Origin of the sequence: Qipengyuania polymorpha, from assembly GCF_019711435.1 — a bacterium.
Classification (GTDB): domain Bacteria; phylum Pseudomonadota; class Alphaproteobacteria; order Sphingomonadales; family Sphingomonadaceae; genus Qipengyuania; species Qipengyuania polymorpha.
On the sequence record NZ_JAIGNK010000002.1, the window covers coordinates 581,854 to 606,796 of the forward strand.

A 24,943-nucleotide genomic window follows, 5' to 3' on the forward strand; every position below is an offset into this window, starting at 1 on the left:
TCAACGCCCGCCCTGCTCGCTCATTGTCGGCGTGCCGGCGGGGGGATTAGGCTCCTCCCAGGCGAGGATCGGTTTCCGCGCTGCCAAAGTCTCGTCGAGACGGCGGCGCGGTGCGTAATGCGGCGCGGTCTTGAGTGCCTCGTCGCCCGCCCGCGCCCGTTCGGCCACGCTGCGAAGCGCGGTGATGAACTGGTCGAGCGTCGCCTTGCTTTCGGTCTCGGTCGGTTCCACCAGCATCGCGCCATGCACCACGAGCGGGAAGTACATGGTCATCGGGTGATAGCCCTCGTCGATCAGCGCCTTGGCGAGGTCGAGCGTCGAGATATCCTCGGCAAAACCCTTATCGCTGAACAGCGCCTCGTGCATGCAGGGGCCGCTGTGTCCGAAGGGCGCGTCGAGCACGTCTTCGAGGCTGCGCAGGATGTAATTGGCGTTGAGCACGGCGTCCTCTGCCACCTGCCGCAATCCATCCGCACCGTGGCTGAGGATATAGGCCAGCGCGCGGGTGAACATACCCATCTGGCCGTGGAAGGCGGTCATGCGGCCGAAGGCCTTGGTGTGCTCGAACTCGTCGGCGTTCTCTTCCTCGACGAGGTGCACCTCGCCATCCTTGCCGCGCACCACGTAAGGGAGCGGGCCATAGGGCGCGAGCGCTTCGGAGAGGACCACCGGCCCCGAACCCGGACCGCCGCCGCCATGCGGGGTGGAAAAGGTCTTGTGGAGGTTGATATGCATCGCATCGACGCCGAGGTCGCCCGGGCGTACCTTGCCGACGATAGCGTTGAAATTCGCGCCGTCGCAATAAACGAAGCCGCCCGCCTCGTGGACCGCATCGGAGATGGCCTTGAGGTCGCGCTCGAACAGGCCGAGCGTCGAGGGGTTGGTGATCATCACACCGGCAACATCGGGGCCGAGACGGCTCTTCAGGGCATCGAGGTCCACGCGGCCATCGCTATTGGCGGGGATATCCTCGATCTTGTACCCGGCGAAGGCGGCAGTGGCAGGATTGGTGCCATGCGCGCTTTCGGGAACGAGGATGACCTCGCGCGCATCGCCCCGAGCTTCCAGAGCAGCGCGGATGCAGAGGATGCCGCAAAGCTCGCCATGCGCGCCCGCCTTGGGGCTCATCGCGACGCCATGCATGCCGGTGAGGTCGATGAGCCAGTTGGCCAGCTCGTTGATGACCTCGAGACCGCCCTTCACCGTGTCGACCGGCTGGAGCGGGTGCACGTCGGCAAAACCGGGCATCCGCGCGACCTTCTCGTTGAGGCGCGGATTGTGCTTCATCGTGCATGAGCCGAGCGGGAAGAGGCCGAGGTCGATGGCGTAGTTCTGGCGAGAAAGGCGCGTGTAGTGACGCACCGTTTCCGGTTCGGAGAGACCGGGAAGGCCGATGCTCTCGCTGCGGTCGAGCCCGCCGAGGCGGTTCGCGCCGCCCGCCGGTTCGGGCAGATCCACGCCGGTCGTATCGGTGGTGCCGATTTCGAAAATCAGCGGTTCCTCGAGCATCAGCGCGCGATTGCCGGTGACGGTGTCGGGGCCGCTCATCGCATTGTGGTCCTGAACGGGGCTGCCGGGCTTCCAGCCGGACTGGTTGGGAGTGCTCATGCCAGCACCTCCTTCAGCGCGGAGACGAGGGTTTCGATGTCCTCCTCCGTGGTGGTTTCAGTGACCGCGACGATGAGGCCGTCGGCCAGTTCTTCGTGCTGCGGGAAGAGGCGACCGAGCGAGACGCCGGCGAGGACATTGTCCTTGGCGAGGCCGCGCACAATCGCGCGGGCATCGGTTCCGATACGGATGGTGAATTCGTTGAAGAAGCTGTCGTTGAGTACCGAGACACCCGGCACTTCGGCCAGCTTGTCGGCGGCGAGGCACGCAAGGCGATGGTTCTCGGCGGCAAGTTGGCGCAGGCCCTTTTCGCCCAGCAGCGTCATGTGGACGCTGAACGCCAGCGCGCAGAGGCCGGAGTTGGTGCAGATGTTCGAGGTCGCCTTCTCGCGGCGGATATGCTGCTCGCGGGTCGAGAGCGTCAGAACGTAGCCGCGCTTGCCCTCGGCATCCTGCGTTTCGCCGCAGAGGCGCCCGGGCATCATGCGGACATGCTTGGGGTCGCGCACCGCGAAGAGGCCGAGATAGGGGCCGCCGAACTGCAGGCCGACGCCAATCGACTGGCCCTCGCCCACGACGATATCCGCGCCCATTTCGCCGGGCGACTTGATCGCGCCCAAAGCCACTGGCTCGGTGTTGACCACGATTAGCAGCGCGCCCTTTTCATGCGCAGCATCGGCAATCGGCTGGAGGTCGGTCACGCGGCCGAGGATGTCGGGATATTGCACCACGACGCAGCTCGTGTCCCCATCGATACGGGAGATAAGTCCGTCCGTGTCCGGCGCGGCCTGCATCGCGGGCTTGGCGTGCGCAATCTCGTCATCGGTGAACTTCGCCATGGTCTTCACGACCTCGGCGTAATGCGGGTGCAGCGCGCCCGAGAGCACGACCTTGCGCTTTTTGCCCCGAGCAATGCGGCTCGCCATCGCCACCGCTTCCCAGCAGGCGGTCGAGCCATCGTACATGCTCGCATTGGCCACCGCGCAGCCATAGAGATGTGCGACCTGGCTCTGGAACTCGAACAGCATCTGCAGCGTGCCCTGCGCGATTTCGGGCTGGTAGGGCGTATAGGCGGTCAGGAACTCGCCGCGCTGGATGATGTGGTCGACGGATGCCGGCACATGGTGGCGATAGGCCCCTGCCCCGAGGAAGAAGGCCGCATCGGCTGCCGCGAGATTCTTCTTCGACAGACGGCGCATATGCTTTTCCACAGCCATTTCGCTGGCATGCATCGGCAGGCCCTCGATGGGACCGGAAAGCCGCGCCTCCTCGGGCACATCGACAAAAAGCGCGTCCACATCAGGCGCACCGATTTTCTCAAGCATCGCCGAACGGTCGGCATCAGTCAGCGGCAAATAGCGCATTTACAACCTCGTAGGCCCCGTGTTGCGGAGCAAGGATGGGAATTAGAGCCCGTCGCAGAAGCTCTTGTAGGCCTTGTCGTCCATCAGCCCTTCAAGTTCGGACTTGTCGGACACGGTCATCTTGAAGAACCAGCCGTCTTCCTCGGGCGAGGAATTGACCAGCGCCGGATCGTCTTCCAGCCCATCGTTCACCTCGACTACCTCGCCCGACAGCGGCGCGTAGACGTCGCTCGCCGCCTTGACGCTCTCGACCACAGCTGCGTCCTTGCCCTTTTCGACCATGGTGCCGACCTCGGGCAGTTCGACGAAGACGATGTCTCCCAGCTGGCCTTGCGCGAAATCGGTGATGCCGACCGTGGCGGTGTCGCCTTCGAGGTCGATCCATTCGTGTTCATCGGTGAAATAGCGGGCCATCAGGTCATTTCCCTCTGTAGTAGCGGTTGGGGACGAAGGGCATCGATGCAACCTTCGCGGGCAGTCTCTTCTTACGAACCTCGACTTCGAGTTCGGTTCCCTCTTCGGTGAGGGCGGTGTCGATATAGGCCATGGCAATCGGGCGCTGGAGCGTGGGCGAAAAGCCGCCGCTGGTCACGCGGCCGACCTGCTTGTCGCCAGAATAGACGAGCGCGCCTTCGCGGGCGGGCATGCGGCCTTCGATTTCGAGGCCGACACGCTTTTGCGCAGGCCCCTCGGCGAGGACCTTGGCGACCGCCTCGTGCCCCATCCAGCCGCCTTCCTCGCGGCGCTTCTTGGTCAGCGCGAAAAGCAGGTCGGCGGAGACCGGGTCGGTCTCTTCGGTGATGTCGTGACCGTAAAGAGGCAGGCCCGCTTCGAGGCGCAGGCTGTCACGCGCGCCGAGGCCGATGGGGCGCACCTCGATTTCGGCGCAAAGACGGTTGCAAAGGCTTTCGGCATGCTCGGCAGGGATCGAGATCTCGAAGCCGTCCTCGCCGGTATAGCCCGAGCGGGTGATGCGCAGCGGCCATTCGCCGAAATCGTGGCAGACCGAATCCATGAACACCAGGTCGTCGATGACATTGCGCATCACGCGGTTGAGCGCGGTCGCGGCATTCGGCCCCTGCAGAGCCACCAGCGCATGGTCCTCCATGTGGGTGAGCGTCACATCGTCATCGAGATGTTCGCGAAGATGGGCGATATCGTCCCACTTCATCGCGCCATTGACGACAAGGTAAAAAGCCTGCTCGCCCCAATGGCCTTCGGTACCTTCCTCTTCGTCGCCTTCGATCCACGGCGTGGCGTTGGTGACCATCAGGTCGTCGAGAATGCCGCCATCTTCGGCCATCAACAGCGAGTAGCGCGTGCGGCCCGGTTTCAGCGAAGCGATGGCGCCGGGCAGGAGCTTTTCGAGTTCCTCGGCAGCGTTCTCGCCCGTGACCATGAGCTGGCCCATGTGGCTGACATCGAACAGGCCCGCCTGCTCGCGCGTCCAGTTGTGCTCGGCGACGATGCCTTCGTACTGGATGGGCATTTCATAGCCCGCGAAGGGCACCATGCGGGCGCCCTTGCGACGATGCCAGGCATCCAGCGGCAGCGTCTGCACTTCATCGATGGTTTCGTTTTCTTCGCTCAAGTCCCGTCCTTCAAAAGCATGGGAGCGCGCCTGCCGACGCGCCAAACCAACCCATGCCCCCTCTGTCGGGAAACCTGAGAGACTGGCGTGCAGATGGGCACGCTTACCCCTTCGGTGGTCGCCCGGACGGGCGACGCTTTCCAGAGTGTCGATGGCAGCGCACGGTCCCAAGTGCCTGAGAGTTTCCGGGGCGGTTGCTCCTTCGGCGCTGCGCGGGGTGTCCCCGCACAGGCTCTCCCGTGCGCGCCTGCCGCAGAATCGCTTCCGCAGCCGACGGGAAATGCCCTGCGCGACTATGCCCGCCGGGTCAATCCAGATTGGGCCTCAGCCAGCGCTCTGCCGTGGCGATATCCACACCGCGCCGCTTGGCGTAATCTTCCAGCTGGCCGCGCCCGATGCGCGCGACGCCGAAATATTCCGCTTCCGGATGGCCGAAATAGAAGCCGCTGACAGCCGCTGTAGGCCACATCGCGAAATTCTCGGTCAGCGTCAGGCCGGCGTTCGCCTCGACATCGAGCAGGTCGAAAAGAATGGGTTTGAGGCTGTGGTCGGGGCAGGCCGGATAGCCGGGGGCCGGGCGAATGCCGCGATATTCTTCCTTGATCAGCGCTTCGTTGGTCAGCTGTTCCTGCGGCGCATAGCCCCAGAGATCGGTGCGGACGTGCTGGTGAAGGCGCTCGGCGAAGGCTTCCGCAAAACGGTCGGCGAGTGCTTTGAGGAGGATGTCCGAATAGTCATCCTTGTCCTCGAGGAAACGCTTGGAATGCGGTTCGATGCCGTGGATGCCGACGGCAAACCCGCCAATCCAGTCGCCCGCCGGGTCGATGAAGTCGGCAAGGCACATGTTCGCGCGCTCGCGGCTCTTTTTTACCTGCTGGCGCAGGAAGGGCAGGACCGTGTGCGTCTCGCCGTCGCCTGCGTGGATAGTGACATCGTCGCCGTCGCGCGCGCAGGGCCAGAAGCCTGCGACACCGCGCGCGGTCAGCCACTTGCCCTCGATAATGCGGTCGAGCATCGCGTCGGCATCGGCCTTCAGCTGGCGCGCGGTCTCGCCCACCACCTCGTCGTCGAGGATTTTCGGATAGGTGCCGTGCAATTCCCAAGCGCGGAAAAAGGGTGTCCAGTCGATATAGTCGCGCAGGTCGGCAAGCGACCAATCGTCGAAGGCATGCACGCCGGGCTTGAGCGGCGGCGCGGCTTTGTCGGAAAGATAGGCGTCGAAGAAATTCGCGCGCGCTTCTTCGAGGCTGAGGAGCACGCTCTGCGCCTTGCCCTCGCGGGCCTCGCGCACTTTCACATAGTCCGCAGCAGTGCTCTCGACGAACTCGTCGCGCTGCGTGTCGGACAAGAGGCGGCTCGCGACGCCCACCGCGCGGCTCGCGTCGAGCACATGGATGACCGGCCCGTCATAGGCCTTGTCAATGCGCAGCGCAGTGTGGACCTTGCTGGTGGTCGCCCCGCCGATGAGCAGCGGCAAATCCATGCCCGCCGCCTGCATTTCCTCGGCCACGGTCACCATCTCGTCCAGTGAAGGCGTGATGAGGCCGGAGAGGCCGATCATATCCGCCTTCACCTCGCGCGCGGTTTCGAGGATTTTCGCCCATGGCACCATGACGCCAAGGTCGACCACCTCATAGCCATTGCACTGGAGCACCACGCCGACGATGTTCTTGCCGATATCGTGGACGTCGCCCTTCACCGTCGCCATGACGATCACGCCCTTGGCTTTCGCGCCCTCTTCCTTCTCCGCCTCGATGAAAGGGATGAGGTGGGCAACCGCCTTCTTCATCACGCGCGCCGATTTCACCACCTGCGGCAGGAACATCTTGCCGCTGCCGAAGAGGTCGCCGACGACATTCATGCCGTCCATCAGCGGGCCTTCGATGACCTCGATGGGCCGTCCGCCCGAGGCCGCGACCAGTTCACGCGCTTCTTCGGTGTCCTCGACCACATGCGCGTCGATGCCCTTGACCAGCGCATGCTCGAGCCGCCGCTGGACCGGCCAGCCGCGCCATTCCTCGGCGGCCTTCTCGTCCGCCGCGCTCTTGCCGCGATAGCTCTCGGCGAGTTCGATCAACCGTTCCGTCGCGTCCGGACGGCGCATGAGGATGACGTCCTCGCACGCCTCACGCAATTTGGGGTCGATCTGGTCGTAGACGTCGAGCTGGCCCGCGTTCACGATGGCCATGTCGAGCCCCGCCGGAATGGCATGGAACAGGAACACCGAATGCATAGCGCGGCGCACGGTCTCGTTGCCGCGGAAACTGAAGCTGAGATTGGAGAGGCCGCCCGAAGTCTTGGCGAGCGGGCAGCGCTGCTTGATTTCGCGCACCGCCTCGATGAAGTCTAGACCGTAGCGGTCATGCTCCTCGATACCAGTCGCCACGGCGAAGATATTGGGGTCGAAGATGATGTCTTCGGGCGGGAAGCCGATGCCGGTGAGCAGGTCGTAGGCGCGGCTGCAGATTTCGACCTTGCGGTCCTTCGTGTCGGCCTGCCCCGTCTCGTCGAAGGCCATGACCACCACGGCGGCGCCGTAATCCATGCACTTGCGCGCGTGATCGAGGAACTGCTCCTCGCCTTCCTTCATGCTGATCGAATTGACGATCGGCTTGCCGGACACGCATTTCAGCCCCGCCTCTATGACATCCCATTTGGAACTGTCGATCATCACCGGGACGCGCGCGATGTCGGGCTCGGCGGCAATCAGCTTGAGGAAGGTGGTCATCGCCTTTTCGGCGTCGAGGAGGCCTTCGTCCATGTTGACGTCGATGATCTGCGCGCCGTTCTCGACCTGGTCGCGCGCGACCTCGACTGCGGTTTCATAATCGTCGCCAAGGATGAGCTTCTTGAACCGAGCCGAACCGGTCACATTGGTGCGTTCGCCGATGTTGACGAAGCGGGCAGTGGTAAGGTCACTCATCAGGCAGCAATCGTAAAGGGTTCGAGACCGGCGAGGTGCATGTCCGGCGCGACCTCGGGCACCTGGCGGGGCGCGATACCGGTCACGGCCTTCGCCATGGCAGCGATATGAGCAGGCGTTGAGCCGCAACATCCGCCGAGCGCATTCACACGGCCATTGTCGGCCCAGACCTTGGTGAGGCCCGCCGTCGTTTCAGGGACCTCGTCATATTCGCCGAGGTCGTTGGGCAGGCCCGCATTCGGGTAAGCCATCAAATAAGTGTCGGCGATGTCCGAAAGGATTTGCACATGAGGTCGCAACTGCTCTGCACCGAAACTGCAATTCAGGCCCATGGTGAGCGGCTTCGCATGCCGCACCGTGTGCCAGAATGCCTCGACCGTATGGCCCGACAGGTTTCGTCCCGAAAGGTCTGTAAGGGTGAGCGAAATCATCAGAGGGATGTCGCGGCCGAGTTCGCGCTCGAGCTGCTTCACTGCCATGATGGCCGCCTTGCAATTGAGCGTGTCGAACACGGTCTCGATGAGGATGAAATCGACCCCGCCCTCCAGCAGCGCGCGCGCTTGCTCGACATAGACGTCCACGATTTCATCGAAGGTCACTTCGCGGAAGCCCGGGTCTTCGACATCGGGCGAAAGCGACAGTGTCTTGTTGGTCGGCCCCATCGCGCCGGCCACGAAGCGCGCTACGCCATCGGTTCGCGCATCGACCGCCTCGCGGATGATACGCGCGGCCGAGACATTGATGTCATGCACGAGGCTCTCCGCCCCGTAATCGGCCTGGCTGATACGGTTGGCATTGAAGGTGTTGGTGGCGAGGATATGCGCGCCCGCATTGATGTAGCTGTCGCAAATGGCGCGTATGACCTGCGGCTGGGTCAGGTTGACGAGGTCGTTATTGCCCTTCTGGTCATGAGCGAGGCCAGTGTCACCCGCATAGTCTTCCGCGGCCAGCTTCGCGCGCTGGATTTCGGTTCCGTAGGGGCCGTCCTTGATAAGGATTTGCTTCGCTGCTGCGGCTGCGAATTCTTCGCGCTTTGACATGGCGGTCACGCTTTCGGGCGCAGGCCGAGCATATGGCAGATGGCATAGCTCAGCTCGGCGCGGTTGAGGGTGTAGAAGTGGAACTGGCGGACGCCGCCTGCATAGAGGCGGCGGCACATTTCGGCGGCGATGGTGGCGCTGACCAGCTGGCGCGCTTCGGGACGTTCGTCGAGTCCCTCGAACAGGCCCTCCATCCAGTCGGGTATGGCCGTGCCGCACAGGCCCGACATGCGCTGGACGGCGGCAAAGCTCAGCACCGGCATGATGCCCGGCACGATTTCGCCCTCGATACCGGCGGCAGCGGCCTTGTCGCGGAAATCGAAGAAACATTCAGGCTCGAAGAAGAACTGGGTGATGGCGCGAGTCGCCCCCGCATCGAACTTGCGCTTGAGGTTGTCGAGGTCGGCTTGCCGGTCGGGCGAGTCCGGATGGACCTCGGGATAAGCCGCGACCGAGATTTCGAAATCGGCGATTTTCTTCAGGCCCGCGATCAGGTCGACCGCATTCTGGTAGCCGCCGGGATGCGGCGTATAGCCATTGGCGCCATCGGGAGCATCGCCGCGCAGGGCAACGATGTGGCGCACGCCCTCTTCCCAATATTCGCGCGCGACCTGGTCCACTTCCTCGCGGGTCGCCTGCACGCAGGTGAGGTGGGCGGCGGCGGGTATGTCGGTTTCGCTGACGATACGGCGCACGGCTTCATGCGTGCGTTCGCGGGTCGAACCGCCCGCGCCGTAAGTCACCGAAAGGAACCGCGGGCCGAGCGGCGCAAGCGTTTCGACGCTGTGCCACAGGGTCTCGGCCATCTTCTCCGTCTTGGGCGGGAAAAACTCAAAGCTTGTCTCGATATCGCCGGAAAGGCCGGAGAAAAGGGGTGTTTCCAGCGCGCGCTGGGCTTCGCGCATCTGGTCGAGCGTCGGGCTCATCCGAAGGTCCTTTCTGCAGCGCGGCGGCGCCGGGCGATCCAAATCCTGATACCGATTTCGCCATCGTCGAGCGAGACCGACGGTTGCGGCTCGAACCCCGCATCATCGAGCAGGTCGAGCATCTGCTCCTCGGCGAACCCCAGGCGGGCGTGGGCGTGTTTCTCGCGCAATTCCTCGTGCTGGTGCGCGTCGAAATCGACAATGGCGATGCGGCCGCCGGGCGTGGTCACGCGGGCTGCCTCGTAAAGCGCGGCGGCGGGACTGTTGGCGAAATGCAGAACCTGGTGAAACAGGACCGTATCGAAACTGTCGGGCGCGAAGGGCAGGCTGGTGAAGTCGCCCTGCACCACTTCCACGCGGTCGGCAGAGATGTGCTGCAGCTTGGCGCGGGCGACGCGCAGCATGGCGAGGCTCTTGTCGAGCGCGACGATATGGTCGGCGCGCTCTGCAAACAGCTCGGCCATGCGACCAGTGCCGGTGCCGATATCGAGCAAGCGGCCCAGCCGCCCCCCTCCCAGCGCATCGGCCAGCGCCTGCTCTATCTGCTCGTCCGAGGAATGCAGGCGGCGAAGTTCGTCCCAGTCATGCGCGTGGTTGGCGAAATACTCCTGTGCCTGCGCCTCGCGCGCGGCACGGATTTCAGCAAGCTTCGCGCGGTCCGCCTCGCATTGTTCATGGAACGCCGGGTCCAGCGTTTCGGAGCGGGCCAGCAGGCGTGCAATGTCGGAGCGCACTGGAACCGCACCTTTTTCATCCGAAGTGGCGCGCAGGAATATCCAGCTTCCCTCGCGCCGTCTTTCGGCAAGTCCGGCATCGCACAGGATACCGATATGGCGGGACACGCGCGGCTGGCTCTGCCCCAGCGCCTGCGCCACCTCACCCACAGCCAGCTCCATCGATCCGAGCAAGCGCATGATGCGCAGCCGGGTCGGGTCGGCAAGGGCACGGAAGATGGCGTCGGTTTTCATTCTTGAGCTACATATAAAGATATTTTTATATCGGTAAACGGCCAGCCGGAAAGCAATCATTGGCCCCGCCAAAACATAGCCTTGGCGTCCGCGATAACCCGATCTTCACCATTCTTTGCCAGTGTGGCTGCCGGAATTCACGGTCGCAGCAGGACAGGACAGCAAGGTGAGATCGCACACACAGCGCCCGCATGCTCGCCGCAATGCCTGCGCGGTCGGTGGCATGGACGTATGAACCCCGCCCATTTCGACCCCGAATGCGAGCGGCTTGTTGCCGACCTCCTGGCCTATATGACCCCGGCGGAAAAAGCCGGGCAGCTTGCGATGGCGCAGGCGCCTGCACCGGAAAATCGCGAGGCCTGCGACGTCCTCGTCGAGGAAATCCAGCAAGGCCGGGTCGGCTGCATCCATTCGATCGCCGATCGCGAGCAGGCCGATTTCCTGCAGAATATCGCGCGCGACGAGACCCGGCTGGGTATCCCGCTGCTGTTCCCTGCGCATCTGGGGCAGGGTATCGATACCATCCTGCCCAGTCCCCTTGCCGCTGCCGCCAGCTGGGATTGCGACAGCGTCGAGGCGGCGGAAGCCGTACAGGCGCAGGAGGCGGAAGCGCGCGGCATCAATTGGGCCCTGGGCCCGAAAATCGGCATCGCGGTGACAAGCGCGCCGGTCGGCTCTCAATCCTCGGGCAGCGCTATCCACCTCGCCGCCTCGATGGCCGTAGCGCGTATCCGCGGATTGCAGGGTGCTTCGTCGATCAACCAGGCACACCTGCTTGCCCAGCTCGACCTTTCCGGGGCGACGACACGGGAAGATGGAAGGGGCGCGGATCCCGTCACCCTTTTGCGGCTCGTCCGGGCCGCGATCATCGGCGGCAATGTAGCCTCGCTCAATCTCGCCGATTTCTCGGCACTAGAGCGCCTCGAACTGGCCAAAGCCCTGCGCATGCTCAACGCGCCGGGCACTTACGATGGCATCATGCTGTCCCAATGGGGCGAGATAGCGCGCGCGATCGGGGCAGAAGACACCGAAATCCTGCTCGAAGGCGTGCCCTTTAACGACCTTGTCGAAGGCATGGCCAAGGGCACAGTCGGCATGGACATCGTCAATGATGCAGTTGCGCGCGTGCTGGGGGCGAAGTTTCGCCACGGCCTGCTGCGCGCAGCACTGTCTGCGCCGATGACCAGGCCTGCGCGGGCGCTGCCTACACCTGTCCATAATCGCGAGGCCGCCCTCGCGCTCGCACGCCGTTGCGCGGTGCTCCTGCGCAACGACCCTGCGCTCCTGCCGCTGGGCATCGATTCGGGCGAACTCCTGCTCGTGGGCCCGGCCGTTGCTGACCGGCAAGCGCCCATGCCCGAGGGCGCGGGCGTTGCCGCCAGCGTGCTCGACGGCCTCGAGCAGCTGGGCATCCCCCACCGCTATGTACCCGGCCTTGCCCTGCGGGAGGGCAAGCATGCCCGCGGAGGCCTCATCGCGGCCGATTCCATGGCCATCGGCATGGCCAACGAGGCTGCCAAACGGGCCGGGACGGTCGTCCTTGTCCTGGAGAATGACGAACGAGGCATGTTCGGCGAGGCGCAAGACCAATTGCTTGCGGCTCTGGTCAACGCGACTTCGCGCCTTGTGGTGGTGAATATCGGGCCATGCCCGGTCGACCCGTGGCTGGCGGGCAAGCCACTGGCCAGCCACCTCCATGCCGGACAACTCGGTGTCATGAGCGGGCACGCCATCGCCGAGCTTCTGGTCGGCGAGTTCGCGCCCTGCGGCAAATTGCCGATCGCGATCGGGCCGGTTGGAAAGTCCCCCGGCCTGCCCTTCGGCCACGGGCTCAACTATGCCGATTTCGCGCTCACCAACCTTGCGATCGAGCGCGGACGCGACCGGCTGCATGCCTTCGTCGAATTGCGCAATGTGTCGGTGCGCGAAGGCACCGAAGTGGTCCAGCTTTACCTGCGCCGGAGCGGTACCAGCGATGGTGGCGAGAGGGAAAGCAGGCTGGAGCTCGTGGATTTCCAGCGTCTGTCGCTGCGCGGCGGTCAGGTCGAAACGCTGGTTTTCGACATCGGCCGCGAGGAGTTGGGGCGATATACCAAGGACGGCTCCTTCCTGTTCGAGGAAGGAATGGCAGAAATCTTCGTCGGCCTGTCCAGCGAACGGGGCATGCTCGCCAACGTCGAGATCGAGGCCGACCTCGCGCGAGCAATCGCGCATTCCGGTGTGCACCCGGCTGCACCGGGCGATAGATCCGATCTGCGGCGGCGCCGCGCTTAATTCGCGAGCAGCGCAAGGAGGGCGAAGCTCGCCAGCCAGTGCTCGCCCATGTAGTCGCCCGCGACATGCGGCATGGCGGCGGCGAGGTGGCGATCTGCAGTCTGCTCTATGATAGCCGATTGCGGGTGTGGCCCCAGTGCTTTCGCGATTTCACGGAGGCACCATGCCCGGCTGAGATTGAGCCCGTCGAGATGGGCAATTTTGCCATCGCTGCGGTCGGACACTGTAACGGGATAACACTCGCGCTCCAGCCAGCCGTTGGCGAGCACCAGTCCCTCGAACCACGGCGCGAACTGGCCATGCGGCATGACCTTGCTCATCAGCAGGCTCGCGGTGAGGACCGGCGAGAGGAACTCGTCCCCGCCCGGCTCCCATCCGGCGTAGTCCTGCCGCTGCGCGAAAGCGGCCATCGCCCAGTCGTCGATAAGCGCGAGGAGTTTCGGGTCGCGTGCCTCGGCCCAGTCACGCGCCAGCACGAGCGCGAAGCTGGTGTTGAAATGCGTGCCGACGGTGATGGGATAGGTGAGAACGCGCAGGTAATCGGCCAGCCGCGCTGCGAAGGCTCGTGCAAGCGGCTCAAGACGCTTATTCCAGGCCTCGTCGCCATGCCGTGCTGCCTCATGATGAAGGTAGAGCAGCCACGCCAACCCATAGGGCCGCTCGAAGCCGCGAGAGCTAGGTCGGTCCAAATAAGCGAGCTCGACTGCCAGCTTCTCCTCGGTGAAACTCGCGTCAGCCAGAGCTTCGATGTCGGCCGCCTCGGGCATATCCGGATAGATCCGCCGCAGGGTCAGCAAAGTCCACCAGCCATGGACACAGCTGTGCCAATCGAAGCTGCCGAAGAAGACCGGATGCGCCTCGCGCGGGGGACGCACATCCGCCTCGCTCTCGAAGACGTGGTCATCCTTGTAGGGATAGGGCCGCGTCACATGGCCCAGCGCAATGCGCGCGAAATTGCGGGCGATGTCCTCGGTCAGCTCCATAGCAGGAAGGCCCCGACATAGATGATGGCGACATTGCAAAGCCACAGCGGGATGGCGGTGCCGACCTGCTGGCGGATGACCCCGTTCTGGTCCTTCAGTTCGAGCAGGGCGGCGGGCACGATGTTGAAGTTCGCCGCCATGGGCGTCATCAGCGTGCCGCAGAAGCCCGCCAACATGCCGACCGCGCCGATGACTGCCGGGTTGCCGCCATAGGTTTCGACCAACAGCGGAATGCCGATCGCCGCCGCCATTACCGGGAAGGCAGCGAAGGCATTGCCCATGATCATCGTGAAAATCGCCATGCCCAGCGCGAAGACGACGACGGTCAGGAACACGCTGCCCTTGGGAATGACATCGCCCGCCAGCCCGCCGATGATATCGCCCACTCCGGCGAGCGCGAAGACCGCGCCCAGCGCGGCGAGCATCTGCGGCAGGATACCCGCCCAGCCGATGGAGTCGAGCAGGCGCCGCCCTTCTTCCGCAGGCGCAAGCAGGTGCGGCTTGAGCCACACCATCGCGACCACGATAGCAACCAGTACCCCGATACCGAACAGGATGAGGGTCTCGCGCCGCTCGGCGAACAGCCCGGTCTCGCCCAGCGGTGTGTAGTTGTAGAGCAGCGTGCCAGCGACGGCAGTGACGGGCACGATGAGCGCGGGCAGGAACAGCCTGTTGCCGAGTCTTGCTGAGAAGACCTGACGCTCCTCTCCCGAAGTTGTCGGCGGGTCGCTGCGCTTGAGCAGGCCGAGCCCGGCAATCCCGACCATCGCCAGCACGAGCAATCCGTTGACGAAATCCGACACGTGGCTGCCGATGAGGAAACTTGCAGCAAGCAGCCCCCAGAAAGCGGCGTTGCCCCGCTTCCCGTCCCGCAGCGAAAGAACCGCCCACACGACAAAGAAGAGGCCCGTCAGGACATAGAGCCATTCGTAGGTTATCATGCCGCGACCCTCCCCAACCGCCGGTCGAGCGCATGGATACGCCAGCCGTGGATGATGAAGGCGCAGATAGCGGTGGGAATAGCCCAGACCGACAATTGCAGCGGGGTGAGCGGGTAGCCGTAGCTCTCGAACACGCCCTGGATGAGCAGGATGGAGGCGATGGCGAAGAAGATGTCCTCGCCGAAGAACAGCCCGACATTGTCGGTCGCCGCCGACATGGCGAGCACCTTTTCACGGTCGCCTTCCGACAGGCTGCCGTGCGTTTTCTCTGCCGCCGCCTCGGCCATGGGCGCGACCAGCGGGCGCACGGCCTGCGGGTGGCCGCCAATGTCCTTCATCCCGATGGCCGCAGTGACCTGGCGGAAGAGGAGATAGACGGTCAGGAACTTGCCCATGGTCGCCCCGCGCAGGTTCTCGATAACTGCGCGCGCACGTTGCTGGAGGCCGTATCGCTCAAGCAGGCCGATGACGGGCAGGATTATCCAGGTGACCGAGATATAGCGGTTGTCGTTGAAGGCCTTTCCCAGCGCCTCGATAACCGCGACGAGATCGAGCCCCGCCAGCACGCCCGTCGCGAGCGCTGCGCCGACCACGACCAGCAGCGGATTGAAGCGCAGGGCAAAGCCGACAACGACGATGGCTATGCCCAGCAGCGGCCAGTAATTCATGCCCTACCCCTCCCCGAAGCCGCCCCCTCCGGGCGTCAGGATGACGAACGTGTCGCCCGGCTTCATCTGCGCAGATGCGGTAGCCGTCAATTCCTCGCGAGAGCCGTCGGCGCGTTCGACCCAGTTGCGGCCCGGCGCTGCATCGCCGCCGCCGCATATGCCGCGTGGCGGCACCTCGCGGCGGTTGGCGAGCATGTCGCCACGCATTTCTTCGAGAAAGGTCACGCGGCGCTCCACCCCGTCGCCGCCCTGATGCGCTCCCTTCCCGCCCGAGCCGCGACGGATAGCGAAGCTTTCGAGCCGCACCGGCAGGCGCGTTTCGAGGATTTCGGGGTCGGTCAGGCGGCTGTTGGTCATGTGTGTTTGCACCGCGCTGGTCCCCTCGTGGTCTGGCCCAGCGCCCGAGCCGCCGCAGATGGTCTCGTAATATTGGTGCGCCTCGTTGCCGAAGGTAAAGTTGTTCATCGTCCCCTGGCTCGGCGCGAGGCGTCCGGTGGCCGCGAAAAGCGTGTCGGTGACGACCTGGCTGGTCTCGACATTGCCCGCCACCACGGCCGCTCCGGGATGCGGATTGAGCATGCTTCCTTCAGGCACAATCAGTTCGACCGGCCTCAGGCAGCCGTCATTCATCGGAATCCGGTCGTCGATGAGCGTGCGCAGGACATAGAGCGCGGCAGCGCGCGTGATGGAACGCGGGGCGTTGAAATTGTTGTCCTGCTGCTCGCTGGTGCCGGTGAAGTCGAACACGGCCGAGCGCGTAGCGGAGTCGATGCGGATGGCGACCTTCACAATCGCGCCATTGTCCATCTCGTAGGCGAACTCGCCATCGTCGAGGCGGCCCAGCAGGCGGCGCACGCTCTCCTCCGCATTGGCGAGGACGTGCGACATGTAGGCGGAGACGACCTCTGCCCCCTGGTCGCGCGCCGCGCCCTGCAGCAATTCCGCACCGCGTGTGCAGGCGGCGAGCTGCGCGCGCAGGTCGGAGATATTGCGCGAGGGGTTGCGCGCCGGGTGCCTTGCATCGGCAAGCGCCTCGCGCACGGCGGCTTCGCGGAATGTGCCTTCGTCGACCATCAGTAGGTTGTCGATAAGGACGCCTTCCTCCTCGATGGTCCGGCTTTCGGGCGGCATGGAGCCGGGCGCGATGCCGCCGATATCGGCGTGGTGCCCGCGCGCGGCGACGAAGGCATCGGGTTCCTTGCTCGTTTCGTCGTAGAACACCGGGACGATGACGGTGATGTCTGGCAGGTGCGTGCCGCCGCGATAGGGATCGTTGAGGACATAGGCATCGCCGCGCCTGAAGCCGCGCCCGTCAGCCTGTCTGCCGCGCTGCTCGACCACCCGCGCAATGCTGTCGCCCATGCTGCCGAGATGCACCGGGATATGCGGCGCATTGGCGATCAGCGCGCCAGTATGGTCGAACAGCGCGCAGGAGAAGTCGAGCCGCTCCTTGATGTTCACCGATGTCGCGGTGGATTGCAGCACCACGCCCATTTCCTCGGCAATCGCCATGAAGAGATTGTTGAAGATTTCGAGCCGCACGGGGTCGACTTGCGTTCCCACTGCGCGGTCGCGTTCCAGCTTTTCCGTGCGCGTAAGGACCAGCGTGCCTTCGCGCTCCAGCCGCGCCTGCCAGCCGGGCTCGACCACGGTGGTGGAACCGGGGTCGACCACCAATGCAGGCCCGGGCACTTCCTCACCCTCGCCCAAGTCGGCGCGCGCCAGCGTGCGCCATGTGCCGCTGGCCACCCCGGCGATGTCGACCGGGTCCGCCTGCGCGGTAGCGAGGCCGCCGGAAATGCCGCTGGCCTCGACGCTCAGCGCCTCGACGATGATGGGCGCCTCGGCATCGGAATAGCCGAAACGCTGGCGGTGCAGCAGGCGGAAGGCCTCGTCCATCGCTTCCCGCTCGCCGACATCGACCGTGAGCATGGAATCGCTGCCCTTGAAGCGCAGCCTTGCGCGGCTCTCGATTGTGATGGCTTCGCGGGCAATGCCCTGTTCGACCAACGCAGCGAGTGCCTCTTCCTGCAGCGCGGCGAGGTTGGATGAGAAATCACTCGTCAGCGGCTTCACCAGGCTGACCTCGCGAATGGCCTTCACCGGCGCGAGACCGATGCCGTAGGCGGAAAGGATGCCCGCCAGCGGATGCACCAGCACGGTCTCGATACCCAGCTCGTCTGCCACCTTGCAGGCGTGCTGCCCGCCCGCCCCGCCGAAACAGGCGAGCGCATAGGTGGTCACGTCATGCCCGCGCGCCACAGAAATCTTGCGGATGGCGTTGGCCATGTTGTCGACCGCGATGGCGAGGAAGCCCTCGGCGATGTCCTCCAGAGGTTTCGGCTCCGGCAGCGCGGCGGCGATGTCTTCGAGAAGCGCGCGCGAGGCCGCCGGGTCGAGCGGCTGGCCGCCATCCGGCCCGAAGACGCTCGGGAAAAACGCCGGGTCGATGCGCCCGAGGAAGAGGTTGCAATCGGTCACCGTCAGCGGACCACCCTTGCGATAGCATGCAGGTCCCGGATTGGCTCCGGCACTTTCGGGGCCGACGCGGAAGCGCGCGCCGTCGAAGCTGCAAATCGAGCCTCCGCCAGCCGCGACGGTATGGATTTGCATCATCGGTGCTGCCACGCGCACGCCCGCCACCACGCTGTCACCGGTCAGTTCGTATTCGCCCGCGTAATGCGCGACGTCGGTGCTGGTCCCGCCCATGTCGAAGCCGATGAGCTTGCTATGCCCCAGCGGCTCGGAGGCTGCGACCATGCCGACTACCCCGCCTGCCGGACCCGACAGGATCGCGTCCTTGCCGCGAAACGCCCCGACTTCGGCCAGCCCGCCGTTCGACTGCATGAAACGTAGCCGGTCGGCATCGGGCAGCGCGGCCCGCAGATTGTCGGTGTAACGCCGCAGCACGGGCGAGAGATAGGCATCGACCACTGTCGTATCGCCGCGCGGCACCAGCTTGATGAGCGGCGCGACCTCATGGCTGACGCTGACCTGCGCAAAGCCGATGTCCCGCGCGATTTTAGCCAGTCGCTCCTCGTGGTCGCGATATTTCCACCCGTGCATCAGCACGATGGCAATGGCGTCGAAGCCGTCCTCGCGTAGCGCCTCGAAATCGCAGCGAGCCGCGTCCTCGTCGAGCGCGAGCAGCACCTCGCCATCCACGCCGACGCGCTCGGCCACTTCGACCACGCGTGCGGGCAATTGCTCGGGCAGCACGATGTGACGCGCGAAAATCTCCGGCCGCGCCTGCGTGCCGATGCGCAGTGCATCGCCGAAGCCTTTCGTGATGGCGAGCGCCAGCCGCTCGCCCTTGCGTTCGAGCAGGGCGTTCGTCGCCACCGTGGTTCCGATGCGCAGTTCGGCAATCGGACCCTCGCCATGCTGGCGCATCAATCGCCGCACGGCCTCGCTCGCCGCATCGCGGTAGTGCTCGGGATTTTCCGAGAGCAGCTTGTCGGTCACCAGCCTCCCGTCGGGAGTGGTGGCTACGACATCGGTGAAGGTCCCTCCGCGATCGATCGCGAAGCGCCATGCTGCTTTGTGTTCGGTCATCGCGCGCACCCTAGGCGCGCGCGATACCTATTCAAGGGTCAGACCTCTGCGTCGCGCTTGACGGTGATGACCTGCGGATAGGTGAATTCCTTAAGGCCATCGATGCCGTATTCGGCGCCGATGCCCGACTGCTTGTGCCCGCCGAAGGGCGCGAGCGGCGAAATGTGCAGGAACTCGTTGATCCACACCGTGCCGGTTTCAAGCTGCTCGGCAATTTCGACACCCTTGTCGGTGTCCTTGGTCCAGACCGCGCCCGCAAGCCCGTATTCGGAATTGTTGGCGCGCTCGATGGCTTCTTCCACGCTCCCGAACTTCATCAGCGGCATGACCGGACCGAACTGCTCCTCGGCCACGATACGCGCGTCTTCGGGCGGATTGTCGAGGATGGTAATCGGCACGTAATAGCCCGTGCCCGAGGGATCGACATCGCCGCCGGTCAGGAACTGGTAGCCATTGTCCTTGGCATCCTGGATCAGCTCGCACACGCGATCGAACTGCTTCTTGTTCTGGATCGGGCCGACGCCCGTGCCCTGCTGCGAACCGTCACCCACGACGACGGTCTTGGCATATTCCGCGATGGCCTTGCTGAGGTGGTCGTAGATGTCTTCGTGGATGTAGATGCGCTTCGCGGCGACGCAGATTTGCCCGGCGTTCGAGAAGCTCGACCAGAAGAGCTGCTGGGCGACCGCTTCGACATCGGCATCGGGCAGGACAATCGAGGCATCGTTGCCTCCCAGTTCCAGCGTTATGCGCTTGAGGTCGCCCGCGGCGCCTTCCATGATCTTCTTCCCCGTCGCGGTCGAGCCGGTGAAGGTGATCTTGTCGATATCGGGATGTTCGGTAATCATCGGGCCGAGCTCGTCGGGGCCGGTGATGATGTTGACCGTACCCGCAGGGACCACGTCCTTGATAAGCTCGGCAATCCGCAGCGTGGTGAGCGGGGTGAAGGGCGAAGGCTTCAGCACGATAGTGCAGCCCGAAATCAGCGCGGGCACGATTTTCTGGATCGCCATCATGACCGGGAAGTTCCACGGTACAATACCACCGACCACGCCCACCGGCACGCGGCGGGTCCGGCTGAGGCGCGTGTCATCGTCCTGGTTGATGACATCGTCGAGCTTCAGGCCCGATTGCGCGGCGGCAAGGCCTGCGGCACCGTAAATTTCCTGCTGCGCCTGCTGGTGCGGCTTGCCCTGCTCCGTGGTCAGGAGGCGGAACAGCTCGTCGGCATTGTCCTTGATGGCCGCGGAAATGCCCATGACGACCTTCTGGCGCTCTTCGGCGCTGGTCTTTTTCCAGGTCCTGAATGCGCGGCGGGCAGCGGCGACCGCACGGTCGAGCTCGTCCTTGCCGCAGGAGGGGACGAGGCCCACGACCTCTTCATTGGCCGGATTGACGACTTCGAACGTGCCGCTCGTCGTCACCATCTCGCCGTCGATAAGATTGGCGTAAGTCGTGGTCATGGGTCTCTCCTCGAAAACGGTAGAATCGGTTTCGAGGAGAAACCTAGGCGCGCCTGCGACGCTTCGCAAACGGCATCTGGCCGGGCGAACCCGGCCAGTGCTGGGTCAGAGAACGAGGTCCGCCATGGTCAGGTCGACCTGGCCCTGCAGCTGGATGTGGAAATCGGCCACGCCGTCTCCGTTCACATCACCCGCAAGGTAGGTGTTACCCTGGCACTGGAAGACCGCGAGCTCGCCAGCCGTGCCGCTGAACTTTTCGCTACCGATGAAGGTGAAGGCATCGTCTGCCCCGCCTGCAATTGCATCGATACCGCTTAGGTCGATGATGTCGCCCTCGGCTGCATTGAAGTCGGTGATGACGTCGGCATTGCCCATCCAGCGGCCCGAGTGGCCCTGTTCGAAAACGAACTCGTCGGCGCCGAGACCACCGGACAGCGTGTCCCTGCCCCAGCTGCCGAGCAAGACATCATCGCCGTCGCCGCCAAGGATGGTGTCGGCTCCGGCACCGCCGTGGATGAAATCGATATTGGCACCGCCATCGAGGAAATCGTTGCCGTTACCGCCATAGAGATTGTCGTTGCCATCTTCGCCGTAGAGCGTGTCGTTCCCGCCTTGGCCGGAAAGCATGTCGTTCTCGGTGCCGCCCCAGGCGATATCGTCGCCAGTGAAGAGATAGGCACGGTCGGTGCCGCGGCCACCGTAGATGGTGTCATTGCCCGCGCCAGCCTTGAACAAATCGCCGCCATTGCCGCCGTCGAGGATGTCGTCGCCCGCGCCGCCGCGCAGCTGGTCCCACCCCGGGCCGCCGATCATGATGTCGTTGCCGTCCTCACCGAACAGGCGGTCCGAACCACCAGCGCCGCCGCCATCGATGATGTCGTCGCCCGCGCCGCCATAGATATTGTTGACAAGGTCGTCGCCGGTGAGCGTGTCGGCGAAGGCCGAGCCGCGCATGTGTTCGAGCGCGGAAAGCGTATCGATGCCTGCGCCAATCGTGTCCTGTGCATCGAGACGACCGAGATCGACGGTCACACCGGCAGAAGCATTGCGATAGCTGACGAAATCGGTGCCGTTGCCACCGTCGATGACATCGTCACCGTCGCCGCCTTCGAGAACGTCCCAGCCATTACCGCCGCGCACCACGTCGTTGCCGGCGCCGCCCTGGACATTGTCGTTGCCCGAGAAGCCTTCGATCGTGTCGTCACCGTCCATGCCGAGGATGGTGTTGGCGACGTCGTTGCCATGTATCGTGTCGCGGCCCGTACCGCCACGCGCGTTCTCGATCACGCTGCCGGCAGCGATCGACACGTTGCCGGTCAGCCCGCCGATGTTCATGAAGGTGTTCTCGGCCAGCGTGATGAACTGGTCGGCCGCGTGGCCCGAATAGTCGAGCGTATCGACACCGTCGCCATCGACGATGGTGTAGCCCGTGCCCGACATCAGCGTGGCGTCGTAAAGGTCGCCGGCCGTAGCGTTGAAGCCGTAAGTGTCGTTGCCCGAACGCGCCGCGGTGCTCAGGCCGTAAAGCGCCTGCACGGCAGCGATGTCGGCGAGCAGCGGGGTCACTGCATCGAACTGCGAGAAGCCGAGACCGGCGGTGTAGGCATTCGAGGCATTGTCGAAGCCCGACATGACCGAAATCGAGTTGCTGTCGTTGAGGAAGACGACATTGTCGGCGCTGAATTCGGGCGTCTCGCCATGGGCGTAGCGGCCAGCATTGCCGAGGCCGAGCGCGTGGCCAACCTGCTGCATGATGAGCTGGTAGGCGCGGCCGACGCCGGTGCCGGTGATGTCGGTGCCAAGCGTGACGACGGCCCCGTTGATGGTGCTGTCGAGGATGTCACAGCTGCAGCTGGTCTGCGCACCGGTGACAAAGCTCAGCGCGCCGCCGACGGTTTCGGTGAAGGTGATGCCCGAAGCATCGCTCCATGCCTGCAGCGCATCGCGAACCATTTCGGCCAGCCCTGCATCGAGACCCGAGAGGTCGACGCTGATGCTGTTGCCCGCATCGAGCGCCCAAGTGGCCGCGGTCGTGCCCATGTCGCTGTGCCAGGTCGAGGCGATGTAATTGCCCAGCTCGTCGACACTGCCCGCCTGCGGATCGTATGTCAGTTCGGCATTGAGCGTATAGCTGCCGGCTTCGGAGTCGTTGAAGCCGCCGATGTCGACATAATAGGTGCCGCTGGTCGGCGCGGCGAATTCGACGCGGCTGAACAGATCGTCGCCGAAGTCGTCATTGGTCATCACCACATTGCCGTCCTGGTCGTAGACGGTGATGGTGGTGTCGCTGACCGAGCCGTTCGCGCCCGCGCTCGTCCAGATGGCGATCGCCTGGCCTGCGCCGACCTCGACGCGGTACCAGTCGTGGTCGCCGGTGAACTCGAGCGTACCGTCGATGACATCGCCCGCTGCGATGACGGCGGTGGTGTCGACCGAGGCCGAAATGGTGTCTGTGGCGAGGTCGACCGTTTCCATGGTCAGGTCGTAGGAGCCCATGGCCCCTGCATAGCCCTGCACCGCGAGGTAATAGGTGCCGTCCGCATCCGGCGTGTGCAGCAGCGAGGAAAACAGCGTGCCGCTGGAATCGTCATTGCCCGAAACGAGGTTGCCCTCGGCATCGTAAAGCACCAGCACGGTATCGCTGATTCCGTCGGCCGCGCCTGCCGGGGCGGAGGTGCCGAAAGTGTAGGTAGTGCCGGCGGTCAGCTCGACGCGCACCCAGTCGCTGTCGGTCTCGCCGCCGATGTCGCTGGACAGGACTTCGCCAATCGCAAGCGTTGCAGTGGTGGTGATGTCGGCCGCGATATCGCTCGGAGCATTGCCATTGCCACCAGCATTCGAAGTGCCACCATTGCCGTTTCCGGTTGCGCCACCGGTCGTGCTGCCGCCATTGCCGCTGGTCGTGCCGGCACCGGCGTTGCCGTTGGTCTGGCCCTGGTCGCTGGCATTCGCTTCGGAGTTGCCGCCAGCATTGCTGTTGGCACCGTGGTTGCCGTTGTTCCCATTGCCGTTGCCACCCGCGGTCTCGCCGCCGGTTACGATCGTGCCAGGATCAAAATCCTTTTGCTTCGTAGGCATAGTACTTCCCGTCACCCTTCCAACTGCCCCTCTTGCGAGGGAGAAGCCGTTCCCCTTTTCCGCGACCCTCCGCAAGAATACGGGGGAGGCGCGAAATATACGGTCATCGACAGCCTGCGTTATGCCGTCAAAGTCTTAACGAGGTGCTACGTAAAACCCCTTTTCGAGCAAAAAAAACCCCTTTTTTCACGCATTTGCGTTGATTTATGGTTAACGCGAAGTTGAAGTGTGAAAATCCGTTAACCGATGACGGACACAGCCCGTCCGATTCGCTTTGAGAACTTGGGTCAGGTCACGTCAGGCGCGTCAGCGACTGGAAGAGGGGTCGTCCTCTGCCTCCAGCACCGCGGCCATGGGCGTCGTACGCGGCAGGCTCTGGAAGCTCTGCTGGTCGTCGGCAGGAACAGCCGCGCGGGCAAAGGTCCGCCAGATACCGAAGACACCGCCCAGAAGCGCCAGAGACCCGATGACCACGAACAGGCCGGCGGGGCCGAGTGCGCCCATGCCCGCCGAGCCGATCAGCGGCCCGGCAACCGCGCCCGCCGAATAGGTCAGCACGAGGCCGCTGCTCGCACCGATCCGCTCGTCCTCGGAGAGGTGGTCGTTCGAATGCGCAACGCACAGCGGATAGAGCGCGAAGGAAAAGCCGCCGAACAGGCTCCCCAAAGCGATGGTGCCGGTCGCACCGATGTCGAGGAAAACGATCGGCGCGCAGACGAGTGCGGCCGCGAGGAAGCAGGCGATCACCACCAGGCGGCGATCGAAACGGTCGGAAAGGATGCCCAGCGGATATTGCAGGGCAACGCCGCCCGCGATGACGCAGGAAGTGAACAGCGCGATTTGCGACAGTCCCATGCCGATACGCTGGATATAGACTGCGCCCAGCGCATAGAAAGCGCCCAGCATCGCCCCCGTAACCAGCGTCCCGACAATACCCAGCGGCGAGACCTGGTAGAGGCGCTTCAGCGAGAACGGCGCGACGGCCTCGATGCGCGGCTGCTCCATCCGGGTCAGCAGGATGGGCAGGAGCGCGATCGACAGCAGGATGGCCGAGACCATGAAGGGCAGGTCCGGGGCATTGTCACCGAGGTTCAGCAGGAACTGCCCCGCCGCCTGTCCGCTGTAGAGCGCGATCATGTAGATGGCGAGCACCGCGCTGCGGTTCTTCGGGCTGGCCTGCTGGTTGAGCCAGCTCTCGAGGCAGACGAAGACGCCCGCCATGGCGAAACCGTCGACGAAGCGCAGCATGGTCCACACGGCAGGGTAATCGATGATGGCGTAGGTCAGGCTGCTGGCGGAATAGACCGTGACGAAGGCTGCGAAGGCACGGATATGGCCGATGCGGGCCATGACGCGTTCGACGCGCATCGACCCCAGCATGAGCCCGCCGAAATAGGCGGTCGCGACGAGGCCGATGATCCCTGCCGATGCGCCTGCGGTTTCCAGCCTGACGGCGAGCAGCGTCGACAGGAAGCCGCTCCCGGCCATGAGCAGGAATATCGCCATCAGCAGCGCGCGTACGGGATAAGCCGAAGTCATCATTGCGCCGCCCCGTATTCCC

The 24,943-nt window shown here is 64.4% G+C and carries 16 protein-coding genes and 2 riboswitches; of the genes, 1 reads left to right on the forward strand and 15 read right to left on the reverse strand.

Annotated elements, in window-relative coordinates; genetic code table 11:
• The 8 genes from gcvPB to K3152_RS08180 all read right to left on the reverse strand — a co-directional run bounded on the left by gcvPB (nt 1) and on the right by K3152_RS08180 (nt 10,420).
• Nucleotides 1–1,608, reverse strand: a complete 1,608-nt coding sequence (gene gcvPB / locus K3152_RS08145) for an aminomethyl-transferring glycine dehydrogenase subunit GcvPB (protein ID WP_221573588.1) — start codon at nt 1,606–1,608, stop codon at nt 1–3.
• Nucleotides 1,605–2,972, reverse strand: a complete 1,368-nt coding sequence (gcvPA, locus tag K3152_RS08150) for an aminomethyl-transferring glycine dehydrogenase subunit GcvPA (protein WP_221573589.1) — start codon at nt 2,970–2,972, stop codon at nt 1,605–1,607. Before gcvPA ends, gcvPB begins: the two co-directional genes overlap by 4 nt.
• 42 nt (nt 2,973–3,014) lie before the next feature.
• The gene (gcvH, locus tag K3152_RS08155; protein ID WP_221573590.1) at nt 3,015–3,386 is read right to left on the reverse strand and encodes a glycine cleavage system protein GcvH; all 372 of its coding nucleotides are present in this window, start codon (nt 3,384–3,386) and stop codon (nt 3,015–3,017) included.
• A 4-nt stretch (nt 3,387–3,390) separates the two neighbouring features.
• The gene (gene gcvT / locus K3152_RS08160; RefSeq protein WP_221573591.1) at nt 3,391–4,563 is read right to left on the reverse strand and encodes a glycine cleavage system aminomethyltransferase GcvT; all 1,173 of its coding nucleotides are present in this window, start codon (nt 4,561–4,563) and stop codon (nt 3,391–3,393) included.
• A gap of 52 nt (nt 4,564–4,615) precedes the next feature.
• Nucleotides 4,616–4,715: riboswitch (glycine riboswitch) on the reverse strand.
• Nucleotides 4,716–4,813: riboswitch (glycine riboswitch) on the reverse strand.
• Between the two features lie 57 nt (nt 4,814–4,870).
• Nucleotides 4,871–7,486 carry a methionine synthase gene (metH, locus tag K3152_RS08165; RefSeq protein ID WP_247713274.1) on the reverse strand — a complete coding sequence of 872 codons (2,616 nt, stop codon included), beginning with the start codon at nt 7,484–7,486 and terminating at the stop codon, nt 4,871–4,873.
• Nucleotides 7,486–8,526 (reverse strand): homocysteine S-methyltransferase family protein, encoded by a 1,041-nt coding sequence (locus tag K3152_RS08170; RefSeq protein WP_221573592.1) that lies wholly within the window; start codon nt 8,524–8,526, stop codon nt 7,486–7,488. The genes metH and K3152_RS08170 overlap by 1 nt, the downstream gene beginning before the upstream one ends.
• 5 nt (nt 8,527–8,531) lie before the next feature.
• Entirely contained in the window at nt 8,532–9,452 is a 921-nt protein-coding gene (gene metF, locus K3152_RS08175) for a methylenetetrahydrofolate reductase (protein ID WP_221573593.1), read from the reverse strand.
• Nucleotides 9,449–10,420 (reverse strand): ArsR/SmtB family transcription factor, encoded by a 972-nt coding sequence (locus tag K3152_RS08180; RefSeq protein ID WP_221573594.1) that lies wholly within the window; start codon nt 10,418–10,420, stop codon nt 9,449–9,451. The genes metF and K3152_RS08180 overlap by 4 nt, the downstream gene beginning before the upstream one ends.
• Nucleotides 10,421–10,651: 231 nt before the next feature.
• Between K3152_RS08180 and K3152_RS08185 the strand changes: the two genes are divergently transcribed.
• Complete coding sequence (locus K3152_RS08185; RefSeq protein WP_221573595.1) at nt 10,652–12,694, forward strand: glycoside hydrolase family 3 C-terminal domain-containing protein; 2,043 nt, start codon at nt 10,652–10,654, stop codon at nt 12,692–12,694.
• Here the strand turns inward: K3152_RS08185 and K3152_RS08190 are convergent.
• The 7 genes from K3152_RS08190 to K3152_RS08220 all read right to left on the reverse strand — a co-directional run bounded on the left by K3152_RS08190 (nt 12,691) and on the right by K3152_RS08220 (nt 24,924).
• Nucleotides 12,691–13,677 (reverse strand): DUF2891 domain-containing protein, encoded by a 987-nt coding sequence (locus tag K3152_RS08190; protein ID WP_221573596.1) that lies wholly within the window; start codon nt 13,675–13,677, stop codon nt 12,691–12,693. The two genes, K3152_RS08185 and K3152_RS08190, sit on opposite strands and share 4 nt — an antisense overlap.
• A complete protein-coding gene (locus tag K3152_RS08195; RefSeq protein WP_221573597.1) occupies nt 13,668–14,618 on the reverse strand; it encodes a DUF979 domain-containing protein in 951 nt (316 codons plus the stop codon). Before K3152_RS08195 ends, K3152_RS08190 begins: the two co-directional genes overlap by 10 nt.
• Entirely contained in the window at nt 14,615–15,286 is a 672-nt protein-coding gene (locus K3152_RS08200; protein WP_221573598.1) for a DUF969 domain-containing protein, read from the reverse strand. The genes K3152_RS08195 and K3152_RS08200 overlap by 4 nt, the downstream gene beginning before the upstream one ends.
• A 3-nt stretch (nt 15,287–15,289) precedes the next feature.
• Nucleotides 15,290–18,841, reverse strand: coding sequence for a hydantoinase B/oxoprolinase family protein (locus tag K3152_RS08205; protein WP_221573599.1), 3,552 nt, complete (start codon nt 18,839–18,841; stop codon nt 15,290–15,292).
• A gap of 38 nt (nt 18,842–18,879) precedes the next feature.
• Nucleotides 18,880–20,304, reverse strand: coding sequence for an aldehyde dehydrogenase family protein (locus K3152_RS08210; protein WP_221573600.1), 1,425 nt, complete (start codon nt 20,302–20,304; stop codon nt 18,880–18,882).
• Nucleotides 20,305–20,409: 105 nt separating this feature from the next.
• The gene (locus tag K3152_RS08215) at nt 20,410–23,382 is read right to left on the reverse strand and encodes a M10 family metallopeptidase C-terminal domain-containing protein (RefSeq protein WP_221573601.1); all 2,973 of its coding nucleotides are present in this window, start codon (nt 23,380–23,382) and stop codon (nt 20,410–20,412) included.
• Between the two features lie 306 nt (nt 23,383–23,688).
• Nucleotides 23,689–24,924 carry an MFS transporter gene (locus K3152_RS08220; protein WP_221573602.1) on the reverse strand — a complete coding sequence of 412 codons (1,236 nt, stop codon included), beginning with the start codon at nt 24,922–24,924 and terminating at the stop codon, nt 23,689–23,691.
• Between the last annotated feature and the right edge of the window lie 19 nt (nt 24,925–24,943).

Coding starts and splice junctions, on each gene's coding strand:
- gcvPB (WP_221573588.1), bottom strand. CDS start 1,608: ATGAGCACTCCCAACCAGTCCGGCTGGAAGCCCGGCAGCCCCGTTCAG.
- K3152_RS08220 (WP_221573602.1), bottom strand. CDS start 24,924: ATGATGACTTCGGCTTATCCCGTACGCGCGCTGCTGATGGCGATATTC.
- gcvH (WP_221573590.1), bottom strand. CDS start 3,386: ATGGCCCGCTATTTCACCGATGAACACGAATGGATCGACCTCGAAGGC.
- K3152_RS08170 (WP_221573592.1), bottom strand. CDS start 8,526: ATGTCAAAGCGCGAAGAATTCGCAGCCGCAGCAGCGAAGCAAATCCTT.
- K3152_RS08205 (WP_221573599.1), bottom strand. CDS start 18,841: ATGACCGAACACAAAGCAGCATGGCGCTTCGCGATCGATCGCGGAGGG.
- K3152_RS08195 (WP_221573597.1), bottom strand. CDS start 14,618: ATGATAACCTACGAATGGCTCTATGTCCTGACGGGCCTCTTCTTTGTC.
- metH (WP_247713274.1), bottom strand. CDS start 7,486: ATGAGTGACCTTACCACTGCCCGCTTCGTCAACATCGGCGAACGCACC.
- K3152_RS08185 (WP_221573595.1), top strand. CDS start 10,652: ATGAACCCCGCCCATTTCGACCCCGAATGCGAGCGGCTTGTTGCCGAC.
- K3152_RS08210 (WP_221573600.1), bottom strand. CDS start 20,304: ATGACCACGACTTACGCCAATCTTATCGACGGCGAGATGGTGACGACG.
- K3152_RS08190 (WP_221573596.1), bottom strand. CDS start 13,677: ATGGAGCTGACCGAGGACATCGCCCGCAATTTCGCGCGCATTGCGCTG.
- K3152_RS08215 (WP_221573601.1), bottom strand. CDS start 23,382: ATGCCTACGAAGCAAAAGGATTTTGATCCTGGCACGATCGTAACCGGC.
- K3152_RS08180 (WP_221573594.1), bottom strand. CDS start 10,420: ATGAAAACCGACGCCATCTTCCGTGCCCTTGCCGACCCGACCCGGCTG.
- metF (WP_221573593.1), bottom strand. CDS start 9,452: ATGAGCCCGACGCTCGACCAGATGCGCGAAGCCCAGCGCGCGCTGGAA.
- K3152_RS08200 (WP_221573598.1), bottom strand. CDS start 15,286: ATGAATTACTGGCCGCTGCTGGGCATAGCCATCGTCGTTGTCGGCTTT.
- gcvPA (WP_221573589.1), bottom strand. CDS start 2,972: ATGCGCTATTTGCCGCTGACTGATGCCGACCGTTCGGCGATGCTTGAG.